12 protein-coding genes are annotated in these 13,465 nt (G+C 60.8%); 5 read left to right on the forward strand and 7 right to left on the reverse strand.

What is annotated here, in order from left to right; translation table 11 throughout:
- The 6 genes from AAAB16_RS07255 to AAAB16_RS07280 all read right to left on the reverse strand — a co-directional run.
- A partial coding sequence (locus AAAB16_RS07255; protein ID WP_340662753.1) for a metallophosphoesterase occupies positions 1–161 on the reverse strand: 161 nt, incomplete at its 3' end.
- Positions 161–541, reverse strand: a complete 381-nt coding sequence (gene apaG, locus AAAB16_RS07260) for a Co2+/Mg2+ efflux protein ApaG (RefSeq protein ID WP_340662742.1) — start codon at positions 539–541, stop codon at positions 161–163. The genes AAAB16_RS07255 and apaG, both read right to left, overlap by 1 nt.
- Before the next feature lie 38 nt (positions 542–579).
- On the reverse strand, positions 580–1,395 hold the full coding sequence (rsmA, locus tag AAAB16_RS07265) for a 16S rRNA (adenine(1518)-N(6)/adenine(1519)-N(6))-dimethyltransferase RsmA (RefSeq protein WP_340662743.1): 816 nt from the start codon (positions 1,393–1,395) through the stop codon (positions 580–582).
- Positions 1,396–1,471: 76 nt separating this feature from the next.
- A complete protein-coding gene (pdxA, locus tag AAAB16_RS07270; RefSeq protein ID WP_340662744.1) occupies positions 1,472–2,458 on the reverse strand; it encodes a 4-hydroxythreonine-4-phosphate dehydrogenase PdxA in 987 nt (328 codons plus the stop codon).
- Complete coding sequence (locus AAAB16_RS07275; protein ID WP_340662745.1) at positions 2,455–3,747, reverse strand: peptidylprolyl isomerase; 1,293 nt, start codon at positions 3,745–3,747, stop codon at positions 2,455–2,457. The genes pdxA and AAAB16_RS07275 overlap by 4 nt, the downstream gene beginning before the upstream one ends.
- Positions 3,728–6,448 (reverse strand): LPS-assembly protein LptD, encoded by a 2,721-nt coding sequence (locus AAAB16_RS07280; protein WP_340662746.1) that lies wholly within the window; start codon positions 6,446–6,448, stop codon positions 3,728–3,730. Before AAAB16_RS07280 ends, AAAB16_RS07275 begins: the two co-directional genes overlap by 20 nt.
- Before the next feature lie 126 nt (positions 6,449–6,574).
- Here AAAB16_RS07280 and AAAB16_RS07285 point away from each other — a divergent pair, with 126 nt between their 5' ends.
- From AAAB16_RS07285 to AAAB16_RS07295, 3 genes are read left to right on the forward strand one after another with little or no spacing between them, the layout of a single operon-like run.
- The gene (locus AAAB16_RS07285) at positions 6,575–7,597 is read left to right on the forward strand and encodes a phosphotransferase (protein ID WP_340662747.1); all 1,023 of its coding nucleotides are present in this window, start codon (positions 6,575–6,577) and stop codon (positions 7,595–7,597) included.
- On the forward strand, positions 7,594–8,265 hold the full coding sequence (gene murU, locus AAAB16_RS07290; RefSeq protein WP_340662748.1) for an N-acetylmuramate alpha-1-phosphate uridylyltransferase MurU: 672 nt from the start codon (positions 7,594–7,596) through the stop codon (positions 8,263–8,265). Before AAAB16_RS07285 ends, murU begins: the two co-directional genes overlap by 4 nt.
- A complete protein-coding gene (locus AAAB16_RS07295) occupies positions 8,265–9,041 on the forward strand; it encodes a TerB family tellurite resistance protein (protein ID WP_340662749.1) in 777 nt (258 codons plus the stop codon). Before murU ends, AAAB16_RS07295 begins: the two co-directional genes overlap by 1 nt.
- A gap of 144 nt (positions 9,042–9,185) precedes the next feature.
- Here the strand turns inward: AAAB16_RS07295 and AAAB16_RS07300 are convergent, their stop codons facing one another.
- Complete coding sequence (locus AAAB16_RS07300; RefSeq protein ID WP_340662750.1) at positions 9,186–10,265, reverse strand: alpha/beta hydrolase family protein; 1,080 nt, start codon at positions 10,263–10,265, stop codon at positions 9,186–9,188.
- Positions 10,266–10,377: 112 nt separating this feature from the next.
- On the opposite strand from AAAB16_RS07300, the gene AAAB16_RS07305 reads away from it, so the two are divergent.
- On the forward strand, positions 10,378–12,777 hold the full coding sequence (locus tag AAAB16_RS07305) for a transporter substrate-binding domain-containing protein (protein ID WP_340662751.1): 2,400 nt from the start codon (positions 10,378–10,380) through the stop codon (positions 12,775–12,777).
- 1 nt (position 12,778) lies between these two features.
- The gene (locus AAAB16_RS07310) at positions 12,779–13,408 is read left to right on the forward strand and encodes a response regulator transcription factor (RefSeq protein WP_340662752.1); all 630 of its coding nucleotides are present in this window, start codon (positions 12,779–12,781) and stop codon (positions 13,406–13,408) included.
- Positions 13,409–13,465: the final 57 nt, after the last annotated feature.

The following is a 13,465-nucleotide window of genomic DNA, read 5'->3' on the forward strand; positions in this document are numbered from 1 at the left end:
GCATATAGGTAGCGCAGGGTTTCCAGCGACTGTGGGCCACGGTTGACCAGGTCGCCCACCAGCCATAACTGGTCGTTGCTCGGGTCAAAGGCGACCCGCTCAAGCAAGCATTTCAGTGGATCAAGGCAGCCCTGCAGGTCGCCGACGGCATACACCGCCATCAGTGCAGAGCCCCGGGAACGGCAAGGCGGAAGGGCGCGATGATGGCGTCGAAGCGTTTGCCGTCATCGGCCAGCATTTGATAGCTGCCCTGCATGTTGCCCACGCGCGTGGCCATTAGCGTGCCGCTGCTGTAAGTGTGGCTGGCGCCAGCGGCAATGGTCGGCTGTTGACCGATCACACCTGGGCCGCGTACTTCTTGCACGCGGCCATCACCGTCGGTGATTACCCAGTGGCGCGACAGCAGCTTGGCCGCTACCTCGCCGTTATTGGTAACGGTGACGGTGTAGGCGAAGGCAAAACGGTTCTGCTCCGGCTGCGATTGTTCCGGAAGAAAGCGGGTCACGACGCTGACGTCGATCTGGTAACGGGGATCAGACATGCGATGGGCTCAATTAAGCGAACAGCAAGGTGTCGAGTTTAGTGTGCTGGCGCCGCAGTTGTCTGCTCGTGGAGTTTGTCGGCCAGACGCACAAAGGCTGCCAGGTCGAGCTGTTCTGGGCGCAGGCTGCCGTCAACCTGTGCGGCCTCGATTTGATCATTGCTGAGCAAAGCTTTGAGGGTGTTGCGCAGGGTTTTGCGCCGCTGGTTAAACGCTTCGCGCACGACGCGCTCCAGCAGGCGATGATCTTTGGCCGGGTGGGGCAGGGTGGCGTGGGGCACCAGGCGGACGATAGCTGAATCCACTTTTGGCGCCGGATTAAACGCGCCGGAGCCGACGTTAAACAAGTGCTCCACATAGCAGTGGTACTGCACCATGATCGACAGCCGGCCCCAATCGCCGCCCCCTGGCGTTGCTGCCAGGCGCTCGACCACTTCCTTTTGCAGCATAAAGTGCATGTCGCGAATCAGGCTGGCATTTTCCAGCAGGTGAAAAATCAGCGGCGTGGAGATGTTGTACGGGAGGTTACCGACCACCCGCAGGCTGTTGGGCTCAGGGTTGAGGCTAGTGAAGTCGAACTTCAGCGCGTCGCCCTGGTGCAGGGTGAAGTTGGGGTTGCTGTCGAACTTGCCCTTGAGGATCGGGATCAGGTCCAGGTCGAGTTCAACCACATCCAAGCTGCCACCACTGGACAGCAAACCTTCGGTCAGTGCGCCCTGGCCTGGGCCGATTTCCAGCAGGCGCTCGCCGGGCTTGGCGTGGATGGCGCGCAGAATACGGTGAATAACCCCGGCGTCATGCAGGAAGTTCTGGCCGAAGCGCTTGCGGGCGCGGTGTTGGTAGTGCTCAGTCATAGTGGCTCTGCTGCTATTGGGGCGGGCGATCTGTCTGGCCAGTTAAGGCGCAGGTCGCTGCAAAAGAAAGGTCTGGCTAACGGCTTTCAGCCATTTGGTAGGCCGTTTCGAGGGCTACCTGCAGGCTGCCGGTATCGATATTGCCGGAGCCGGCCAGGTCCAGGGCGGTGCCATGGTCGACCGAGGTGCGGATGATCGGCAGGCCAAGGGTGACGTTGACCGCCGCACCAAAGCCTTTGTACTTCAGCACCGGCAGGCCCTGATCGTGGTACATCGCCAGTACCGCGTCGCAATGTTCCAGGTGTTTTGGGGTAAACAGGGTATCGGCCGGCAATGGGCCGATCAGGTTCAAGCCTTCGCTGCGCAAGCGCTCAAGCGTTGGCTCGATGATCTCGATTTCTTCGCGCCCCAGGTGACCGCCTTCGCCAGCATGGGGGTTAAGGCCGCAGACCAGAATGCGCGGAGCGGCAATGCCGAACTTCTCAACCAGATCGTTGTGCAAAATCCGTGTGACCCGCTCCAGGCGCTCGGCGGTGATGGCCGCGGCCACATCTTTGAGCGGCAAATGCGTGGTCACCAGGGCAACACGCAGGCCACGGGTGGCCAACATCATCACCACTTGTTGGGTGTGGGTGAGGTCGGCGAGAAACTCGGTATGCCCGGAAAACGCGATGCCAGCGTCATTGATCACGCCCTTGTGCACCGGTGCGGTGATCATTCCGGCGAAGTCGCCATTGAGGCAGCCTTGCCCGGCGCGGGTCAGGGTTTCCAGTACATAGGCGCCGTTGGCCACATTCAACTGGCCGGCAACGACGGCGCTGTGCAGCGGCGTATCCCATACGTACAAGGTGCCAGCCGGCGCTGGCACATCCGGCCACGCTTGCGCGGACACGGCAACGGCGCGTACGGCCACACCCAGCTGGGCGGCCCGCTCATTGAGCAGGTCGCAGCTGGCGATGGCGATAAGGGGGTAGGGCTGGGCGTGCTGAGCGAGCAGCAGGCATAGGTCAGGGCCTATACCCGCCGGCTCGCCGGGTGTCAGAGCAAAGCGCGGTAGGGTCACAGTTTGACTTCTACGTACGCCTCGTCGCGGATCTGGCGCAACCAGGCTTGCAGCTCTTCGTCGTACTTACGGTTGCGCAGGGCGTTGAGGGCCTGCTGCTTGCGGAACTCATCACTGCTGTCCGTGGCGCGACGGTCAATAACTTGCAGGATGTGCCAGCCATAAGGGCTCTTGAAGGGTTTGGACAACTGACCGTTGGCGGTGCTGGCCATGACTTTCTGGAACTCCGGCACCAAGGTGCTTGGGTCGATCCAGTTGAGGTCGCCGCCATTGAGCGCTGAACCTGGGTCTTCGGAGAAGCTTTTTGCCAACTCAGCAAAATCTTCACCGGCCATTACGCGGTCATACAAACGCTCGACCAAGCGTTGGGTTTCGGCTTCGCTGCGGATTTCGCTGGGCTTGATCAGGATATGACGAACGTGAACTTCGTCCTTCACCTGGCTGCCGCCGCCGCGTTTTTCCAGCAGTTTGATAATGATAAAACCGCCTGGGGTGCGCATCGGCTCAGTTACTTCGCCAACCGATAGCGCGCCCACCATGCCGTCGAACGGAGCTGGCAACTGCGCCGCTTTACGCCAGCCCATGTCGCCGCCTTCCAGCGCCGTTTCACTGCCGGAGCTGGAGATCGCCAGTTGGGCGAAGTCAGCGCCTTGTTTCAGTTGCTGGTAGATCGAGGTGGCTTGCTTGTCGGCAGCCTGAATGGTTTCCGGTGAGGAGCTTTCCGGAACCGGAATCAGGATGTTGGCCAGGTGGAACTCTTCGGAGAGCTGCATCTTGCCCAGGTCCGAGGCCAGGAAGTTCTGCACTTCCTGATCGGTAACCTGAATGCGTTCGGCCACACGACGTTGACGCACACGGCTGATGATCATCTCGCGGCGCACTTGGTCGCGGGCGTCATCGAACGACAGGCCGTCCTGCGCCAGAGCGGCGCGGAACTGCTCAACGCTCATGTTGTTGCGCTGAGCGATGGTGCCGATGGCCTGGTTCAGCTCTTCGTCGGTAATGCGGATGCCCGAGCGATCGCCAATCTGCAGTTGCAGGTTTTCGATGATCAGACGTTCCAGTACCTGTTGGCTCAGCACGTGCTCAGGTGGCAGTGCTGCGCCACGCTTGGCGATGGTTTGTTGAACCTCGCGCAGACGGCCGTCCAATTGGCTTTGCATGATTACGTCGTTGTCGACGATCGCCACGACGCGGTCAATGGACTGCACTTCGGCCTGTGCCGCGGTACCCAGAAGCACTGCGCCCAGCAACAGCGGGCGCAGACAATCAGTAAGCTTGGTCTTCACGTTCACGATAACCTTGAATGCCTTGGTCGAGGAAACTCTCAACTTTGTTGCCGATCACGCCACCCAGACCTTTAAGTACGATTTGCAGGAAGATCCCGCGGTCGCCTTTGGCCTGACGCTCCAGATCGAATTCGTCGTAGTCGACCCAGTAACGGTTGATCACGCGCAGCTTCCAGCAGCAGTTGTCGTATTCGAAACCACCGAAGGCTTCCAGCGTACGGCTCTGGTTGTAGTCGAACTGCCAGCGAGCGATAGCACTCCACTGCGGAACCACTGGCCAGATAACCGACACGTCGGACTGATCAATTTTGTACTCGTCGCCTGCCAGCTCAAACTCGCCGGTACGCGGGTTGAAGCGTTTCACGTCATTGCGATAGCGGTAGCCGGCGTTGACGATCTTGCCTGGGTTGGCTTCGGGCTGGTAATGGGCCATGACATTACCCGAGCGGGTTTCGCCGATGTCCGGATCCCAGTTCAGGGCCGAGCTCACGCGCCAGTCGTGGTTGAAACGGTATTCGCCAGCCAATGCGTAAGGCGAAGTAGAGGCGGTTTCTTTGCCCTCGATACCTGGCAGTTGCACGCGGCGATCTTCGAAGTAGAAGGTCTGGCCGATGGCAACGTTGGCGCGCTTGAAGCCGTTAGGCTCGATAAAGCTGCTGCTGGTGCCGAGCGACAGTTGGTTAGCGTCGCCAATACGGTCGCTGCTGGTGAAGCGGTTTTCACGGAACAGCGAGGCATAGCTGAATGGCGTTTCGCTGGTGTCGAAAATCGGAATGTCCGACTGATCGCGATACGGCACGTTCAGGTAGTACGCACGGGGTTCCAGGGTCTGGCGGTAGTTGTTACCGAACAGCGTGGTGTTGCGGTCGAAGTACAGACCGGCGTCAACGCTATACAGCGGCAGGCCACGGTTTTCGTTGCTGCTGAACTTGTCGCCAGCGGCGGCCAGATCGCTTTTGCCTTGGCTGTCTAGGTCCAGGCTGTAGTCGGTGTACAGGTACTTGAGCGTTGGTTTGACGTAGCCCCAGTCCCAGTTCAGCGGCAAGCTCACGCCTGGCTCCAGGTGTACACGATCACCGTTGGCACGGGTCAGGCCTTTTAGGTACTTGTCAGGGCTGTCCTGACCTTCGTAGGTGTACTCGTCCAGGTTACGTTCGAAGCGCACAAACTCAGTGTTGTAAGTGAAGTTCAGGCCGCCCGGCTGGAACGGCAGAACCCCATCAAAGGTTACCTGCGGCAGGCGATCGTACGGCGTTACGTCCGTTACGGTGGCCAGTTCGTAGGCATGCACATTGAGCTTGGCGTCGAAGCTGTCGCCACGGTAGGTCAGGGCGCCTTGCTGATTCACAAAGGTCTGGTTGCCAACGTCGAGGTCGGTTTCCAGGTCCTGGAAGTAGTAAGGGTCGCTGATGTTGGTGTAATCAACCTCGCCCAGCAGGCGCGAGTCGACACCGGATTTGTTCTGCCAGCTGTAGAGGTAACGCTGGTCTTTGTACTTGGGCTCGTCCTTGCGCTCGTCGTCACCGTCATCCAGATAAGCGGCGCCGACCTGGCCTTCGCTGCTTTCGGTGAGGTAACGGAACTCGCCTTCCATCATCACGCCGCGCTCGGTCATGATGCGTGGATACAAGGTGGCGTCGTAGTTCGGCGCCAGGTTGAAGTAGTACGGCGTAACCAGCATGACGCCGGTATCGCTCGACGAACTGATGCTAGGCGGCAGGAAGCCGGACTGGCGACGGTCGTCGATTGGGAAGTAGATGTACGGGGTGTAAAACACCGGAATGTCTTTAACCCGCAGGGTCACGTTGGTGGCGGTACCGAAACCGGTCGCCGGGTTCAACGTGATGTTGTTGCCCTTGAGGTTCCAGGCGTTGCTGCCCGGTTCGCAACGGGTGTAGGTACCATCCTTGAGGCGGATGATCGAGTCTTCCTGGCGCTTGGCATACAGCGCGCTACCGCGAACGCTGGCCTTGTGCAGTACGTACTCGGCGTTGTCGATTTGCGCTTCGCCGTTATCCAACTGCAGGGCCGCGTGGTCGCCAACAACCAATGCGCCGTTGTCACGCAGACGCACATTGCCATTGAGCTCGCCGCGGTTCTCGGCTTGCATCAGGCTGGCCTCGTCGGCTTCAACCTGCATGCTGCCTTGGCGCATGACTACATCACCGGCCAAGGTGGCGACCTGTTGTTCCTGCTCATAGCGCGAGGCTTTGGCGGAAACGTAAGTCGGCGCATCTTTCTTCGCGGTTTTGTCGTTCATGCCTGGGCGGACCGGCTCAACGTACGCACCGGAGCAGTACGGGCCAGTTTCGGCCAGTTGCTCTGCAGTGAGTTTTTCGCGCGGTACCCAGTCGAGGTGACTGTAGTCAGCACTGCGAGATTTAAGGGCTTTGCCTTTGCTCTCGGTGACCAAGACGGGTTTGGCCTCATTGCCAACGGCTTCGCCCGAGGCGACCGTGCTGGTCTTCTCGGCCGAGGTGCCGGCCACAGAGCTAACCGCGCTGGCGCTGTGCACCGGGCGTGGAGGCAACACGGCGTTGTCCGTTTTCGGAGCACACGCCCAACCACCCGTAGGCGACACTGCGCAGTCATACTGCTCAGCGGCGACCACATATTGGGTAGCAACAGGTTGCAAGGCCAATAGGCTGCCGGTAACCAGCAGAGGGAATTTTTTACGAAACGCGGGGTATTTTACTGCCATCTTGTAGTCCGGGCTTCCTGCGCGCCATCGGCCCGCTAGGACCGCACGCCTCTCGATGGGCTGAAAAAGATGCTGGATAATAAAGCATGACCCGCACAACGGCTAGGGCCGTCGGAGACCCTTGTAATGCTTGATGAAGATGTACGCCTGCAACAGCTGTCCGTGTGGCTCGATGAGCAACTTCCGGCCCTTTTTAGCCAGCGTGGCTGGGGAGCTGTTCCCCCCGCAACCCTTACTGCCGCTAGTAGCGACGCCAGTTTTCGGCGCTATTTTCGTTGGCAGGGCGAGGGCCGCACATTCATTGTCATGGACGCGCCGCCGCCCCAGGAAGACTGTCGGCCGTTCGTAAAAGTCGCCGGTTTTCTCGCCCGCGCCAAAATAAATGTTCCAGAAATTTTGGCCCAAGACCTCGAACGCGGCTTTTTATTGCTGCCCGACCTCGGCCGGCAAACCTATCTCGACGTTATTAATGAAGAAAATGCAGACGCCTTGTTCGCTGATGCGCTGCACGCCTTGCTGGCTTTTCAGCAACTGCCCCATGACACATCGCTGCCGAGTTATGACCACGCTTTGCTGACCCGCGAGTTGCAGTTGTTCCCCGACTGGTATGTGCGCCATGAGTTAGGCCTGGAATTCAACGATGCGCAGCAAGCAGCGTGGCAGCGAATCTGCAACGTGCTTATCGACAGCGCCTTGGCCCAGCCAAAGGTGTTGGTGCATCGCGACTACATGCCGCGCAATCTGATGCTCAGCGAGCCGAACCCCGGCGTGCTGGATTTTCAGGATGCGGTGTATGGCCCGGTTACTTACGACGTCACCAGCTTGTTCAAGGACGCTTTTCTCAGCTGGCCAGAGGAACGTGTGCGCGGCTGGCTAGCTCAATATTGGCGGCAGGCCGCTGCGTTGGGCATTCCCGTGCAGAGCGAGCTTGAAGACTTCTTGCGCGCCAGCGACCTGATGGGGCTGCAACGTCACCTCAAGGTCATCGGTATTTTCGCCCGTATCTGCCATCGCGATGGCAAGCCGAAATACCTCGGCGATGTGCCGCGCTTCTTTGCCTATATAGAAGCGGTGTTGGCACGTCGGCCTGAGCTGGCCGAATTGGGCGAACTGTTTGCCAGCCTGCGTCAGGGGGCGGCCACGGTATGAAAGCGATGATTCTGGCCGCCGGCAAAGGCGAGCGTATGCGCCCGCTGACCCTGCATACGCCCAAGCCGCTTATTCCGGTGGCGGGCGTGCCGCTGATTGAATACCACCTGCGCGCCCTTGCGGCGGCAGGCTTTAAAGAGGTGGTGATTAACCACGCCTGGCTCGGCCAGCAGATCGAAGACTACCTGGGCGACGGCGCGCAGTTTGGTCTGCATATCGTTTATTCCCCTGAAGGCGAGCCGCTGGAAACCGGCGGCGGAATTTTCCGCGCGCTGCCGCTGTTGGGCAGCGAACCGTTTCTGGTGGTTAACGGTGATGTGTGGACCAGCTACGATTTCAACGTCGTGCCTCGCACACTTAACGGATTGGCCCATCTGGTGATGATCGACAACCCAGCCCACCACCCGACCGGCGATTTTACTCTGCGCGATGGCCAGCTCAGCGATGCCCAGCCCGGCGCGGCAACGCTGACCTATAGCGGTATCGCCGTGTTGGCCCCCGCCTTGTTTGCCGGCTGCCAACCTGGCGCTTTCAAGCTGGCGCCCCTGCTGCGTGAGGCGATGCTGGCGGGGCAGGTGAGCGGTGAACATTTCAGCGGGCATTGGGTGGATGTGGGCACCCACGAACGCCTTGGCGAAGTTGAACAGCTGCTCGCGGTGGCTCACTGATGCTCTGGCCAGCGACCGTTGTCGGTGCCACCGCCGGTTTAGCGCTGGCCAGTATTCCGGGGGCTTTGCTCGGCATTTTGCTGGGGCAGGTGGTCGACCGGCGCATGGCGCTGGAGAGCTGGGCGGACCTGCGCGCTCGCCTTAAAGGCGCAAAGCCGAGCGGCGTTTCTGATCAGGATTTGTTGTTTGTCCTGCTTGGGCGTTTGGCCAAAAGCGATGGCCAAGTGCTGGAGGTGCATATCCAGCAGGCCAGGGCCGAAATGCAGCGCCTGCAATTGGCCGATGGCGAACAGCGTCGCGCCATCGAGGCCTTTACCCGGGGCAAAAACGCACAAGACGGCTTGCGCCTGCCGCTGCGCCGCCAGCGTGGCCAGCAGGTGGTCTGCGAAGAAGTACTGCGTTCATGCTGGCGCATGGCCTGGGCCGATGGCCGCGCAACCAGTACGGAGCGTGAGCTGATTGTGCTGTGGGGCAAGTGGTTGGGTTTGAGCCGCGATGCGGTCGTGGCGCTGGGCGCGGAGTTTGAACCGCGCAGTAAAAGCACCAACCTGCAAAGCTCGGTGAACTATGAGCAAGCCTTGCGGGTACTAAACGTGCCCCACGGCAGTGATGTGCAAACCATCAAAAACGCCTACCGCCGGCTGCTTAGCCGTCACCATCCAGACAAACTGGTCGGTGCAGGTGCCAGCCCGGCGAAAGTGCGCGAAGCCACAGAAAAAACCCGCGAGCTGCACAGCGCTTATGCTGTGGTGCGCGAGCAGCGCGGGTTTAGATAAGCCTCCCACTATCTCACCACCCTACCGTCATTCCCGCGAAGGCGGCGGTCCGACGACTAAGAGTCCGGAATTTGGCAGGGGGCGAGATTGCCGATCGACATGACATTCTGGGTCCCCGCCTACGCGGGGACGACGGGGCCGGCGTTAAATTCCCGGCGAGGTCGGCTGTATCGGCTCGGGCGGGTTGTCCGGCTCTGGTGCCGATGCAGGTGCCGGGCGATCCGGTCTAGCCGCCCCCGATTGCAGATGCTGGGTTAACCACCCCTTCACCCGCCGATATAACTGCTCCTGCTCGGTCGCCCGATCACCAGGCAATGCGCCCATGGCCACCTGAATATAAGCCGGGTGCTTCTGCCGCTTGCCTGCTTGAGCGCGGGCTTTGGCCGCATCGCGCTCAAGGGCAGAGTCGTTGTAATAGAAGTCGCCGGTGGCCAGCTTTAACTCTGGCACCAGCTCTTCCAATACCGGGCTAAACCCCACCGGCTTCTCGGCCGCCACCAGGATCAAATTGCTCACTGATTTGGGTTTGTTATCCGCCAGATAACGCGCCGCCCAATAGCCGCCACTGCCATGGCCCAGCAGCACGATGGCCTTGGCTTTCTTTTCCTGGGCAAAGGCGATGGCCGCTTCGATGCGCGCACTGACGCGGCTGGCGTGGGTGGTGCGTTGTTCTTCGCTGATGCCGCTGGGCGGCGGGGTGTTATCGGCGGGGACGGCGGCGTTTTCTGGCGTGGTGGCCGGCGCCGGGTCGGAGGTTTCGGTCGGAGCGTCGGCTTTCTTTTCACCGTCAGTTGCTGGCGCGGCAGCGTCTTCCATGGGCCGTAGCGGCGGTTCATCGCCTTGCGGATCGGGCAGGCTCAAGCTCAATGTGTGCCAGCCAGCATCCGGCAGTTTTTCCCGCAAGGGCGCCATCACCTTTGGCCAGTCTGCCGTTTCGCCATCGCCGGGTACCAAAATCACCACGCCGCTGGGTTCGCCGACATTGGCCAGCTTCCATAGAGCCAGAAAGGCTTCGTCACCGGCGCTGAGCTGTTGCTGTTCCTTGGCTGGCACGCGTTTGGCCAGGGCGCTGGCGTCATCCACGCTGCGCTCCGGCAATGGCGCGCGCTCCACTGCTGCCGGTGCATCGCCTTCTTTGGCCGGGGCGGGCTCATCGGCGGCCTGCAAGTAGCCGCATAACAGTAGCGGCAACAGCGCCAGACGTGAGCGGAGCGACAGGAGCATCGGGCGAATCCTTGGCGATGGCGATGGGTGCAGCCTAATCGGCTGTCGGCTATTTGTCAGGCGTGGAGTAAGGTATGGCGCTTTCCACCCCATCGCCGAGGTTTGCTGCGGGATGATTCGTCACTGGCTGGGCACCGTGTTGCTCGTTATCGCGCTGCTGCCATCTGGGGCCTTTTGTGAGACGTTGCCAGCGTCCCTTGGGCTGAGTGCCGAGCAAAGTACCTGGCTGGCTGCGCATAAGCAGTTGCGCGTTGGTGTGGTGTTGCAAGCCCCCTATGCGCAAATGGACCGCCGCCTACAAAAGCTGTCCGGCGCCCATATCGACCTGATGAAAACCTTGGCCGCGGCCATGCAGGTTGAGCTGATCTGGCAAACCTACCCCGACCAGGCCGCCCTCGAAGCTGCCGCGCAAAACCGCATGTTCGACCTCGCTCCCGGGCAGATGCAAACCCCGGGTGGCTTACGCCATTGGCTGTTTACCGACCCCTATATGCGCGTGCCGCAATTGGCGGTGGGCGCCCGCGTTGGTGGTGCAGCGGTGGATTTCGAACAGCTAGGCAGCAACGACCCGGTGGCGGTGCGTGTGCCCAGTGCGGTGGCCGACTACCTGCGCACGTCCTATTCCAACCTCAACCTGCAAGGCGTCGATAGCGAGCGCCAGGCCCTGCAAAACCTGCTGGCCCAGCAGGTGAAATACGTGGTGATTGATGAGGCCCAACTCAGTCGCTTATCGGGTGAGGCTGAGTTTGCCGAGCTGGCGGTGGTGGGCGATATCGGTTTTCCGCAATTGCTGCGGGTGGCGTCGCGGCGTGACTGGCCGGAGTTATCGGCAATCGTTGACAAGGCATTGGCAGGCCTGACGCCCAAGCAACTCGACCAACTGCACAACCGTTGGGTGCAGATCAAATACCCACGCCTGAGCGAATCGCCGGGCTTTTGGCAAAACCTCACCAGCCTGTTTGCCGTGTTGGTGCTGGCGGCGGTGGCCTGTTTGCTCTGGTTGCGCCGCCAGGTACGCCGATTGGAGCGTGATTTACTCAGCGCCCGGCATGCCCTGGAGCTGCGTGAAGCCGCTGAAGAAGCACTTCGGCTGACGCAATTTTCCATCGATCAGAGCACAGTCGGCATTCTCTGGGTCAACTGGGACAGCCATGTGCGTTACGCCAACCGCGCCGCCGAACAACTGCTCGGTTACGCACCAGGGGCCGTGGTGGATCTGCCGTTGGCGGCCTTTGACCCGCACCTGCATATGGACCGTTGGCTGGCGCTGTGGAAACGCGCCCGTGGCAGCGACGGTGAGCCGCTGAGTTTTGAAAGCACGTTGCTACGCGCCGATGCCAGTAGCTTGCCGGCCGATGTGTCGCTGAGCTTTTTGCGCTTTCGTCAGGCCGAGTACCTGGTGGTGTATATCACCGACGTCACCGAACGCCGTCGCGCCCTGGCCGCCTTGCAGGAAAGTCAGGCGCGCTTGCAGGGCATCGCCGCCAACGTACCGGGCATGGTGTTTCGCCTGGAGCGGCCGCACGTCGGCGCCGATGTGGAGTTCGCCTTTATCAGTGATGGCAGCGAAGGCATGGTTGGCTACCCAGCCGCCGTGTTGCAGGCGCGCGATCGCGGTCTGCGTAGTCTGGTTTATAGCGAAGACAAAGCCAGCTACCACGGCAGCCAGGATCTGGCCTTTGCCAATGACCGCGACTGGCACTGGCAAGGGCGCATCCTCACCCGCGATGGCGAGCAACGCTGGGCCGATATCAAAGCCATGGCCCGCCGTCTGGATGACAACTCGGTGGTGTGGGACGGCATCGCCTGGGACATCACCGACAACAAACGCATTGAGCTGGAACTGGCCGACTCCCGCGCCCAACTGCGCGAACTGTCGGCGCATCTGGAGAGCGTGCGCGAAGAAGAAAAAGCCCGCATCGCCCGCGAAGTGCACGACGAACTGGGTCAGGTACTCACCGTACTGAAGCTGGAAACCTCGATGTGCGAGCTGGCCTATGCCGAACTCGACCCTGGTTTGCAGGAGCGCCTGAACAGCATGAAGCGCCTGATCGCCAACCTGTTCCAACTGGTGCGCGATGTGGCCACCGCGCTGCGCCCACCCATTCTCGATGCCGGCATCGCTTCGGCCATCGAGTGGCAAGCCCAGCGCTTTGAATCGCGCACGCAGATCCCCTGCATTGTGCAGGTGCCGGAGAACCTGCCGGCGTTAAGCGATGCCAAGGCCATCGGCCTGTTTCGTATCTTGCAAGAAGCGCTGACCAACGTGATGCGGCATGCCCAGGCGCATACTGTCGAACTGCGTTTGCTGGTTGAGGGTGACGAGCTGTGCCTGACCGTCGCCGATGACGGTATTGGCTTTGTTGCCGCGCCCGGGCGCAGCGCTTCGTTTGGCCTGGTGGGTATGCGAGAGCGCGTGCTGATGCTCGGCGGTACCTTGCGCCTGGACAGTGACGTGGGCGAAGGCACGACCCTGAACGTGCGTATTCCATTGGCGGAAAAAGGAGAGTGACGTGATTCGTGTACTGGTCGCTGAAGACCACACTATTGTTCGCGAAGGCATCAAGCAACTGATTGGCCTGGCCAAAGACTTGAGCGTGGTCGGTGAAGCGAGCAATGGCGAGCAGCTATTGGAAACCTTGCGCCAGATCGAATGCGAGGTGGTGTTGTTGGATATCTCCATGCCCGGCGTCAACGGCCTGGAAGCCATTCCACGGATTCGCGCGCTGAGCAATGCACCGGCGATTCTGGTGTTGTCGATGCACGACGAGGCGCAGATGGCCGCGCGTGCCCTTAAGGCCGGTGCGGCTGGTTATGCCACTAAGGACAGTGATCCGGCGCTGCTGCTTACCGCCATTCGCCGGGTGGCAGCGGGCGGGCGCTATATTGACCCGGACCTGGCCGACCGCATGGTCTTCGAAGTCGGCCTGACCGATTCGCGGCCCTTGCACACGCGCTTGTCCGAGCGCGAATTCTCCGTATTCGAACGCCTGGTGCAGGGCGCCAACGTCAACGACATCGCCCAGCAGTTAGCGCTGAGCAATAAAACCATCAGCACCCATAAAGCGCGCTTGATGCAGAAACTCAACGCCAGCTCGGTGGCCGATCTCGTCAAATACGCCATGGAACACAAACTGGTCTGATCGGGCTCCTCGCTCTCGTCATTCCCGCGAAGGTGGGAATCCAGAATGGTGCAGGAG

It is taken from the genome of Pseudomonas sp., from assembly GCF_037994325.1.
GTDB lineage: Bacteria > Pseudomonadota > Gammaproteobacteria > Pseudomonadales > Pseudomonadaceae > Aquipseudomonas.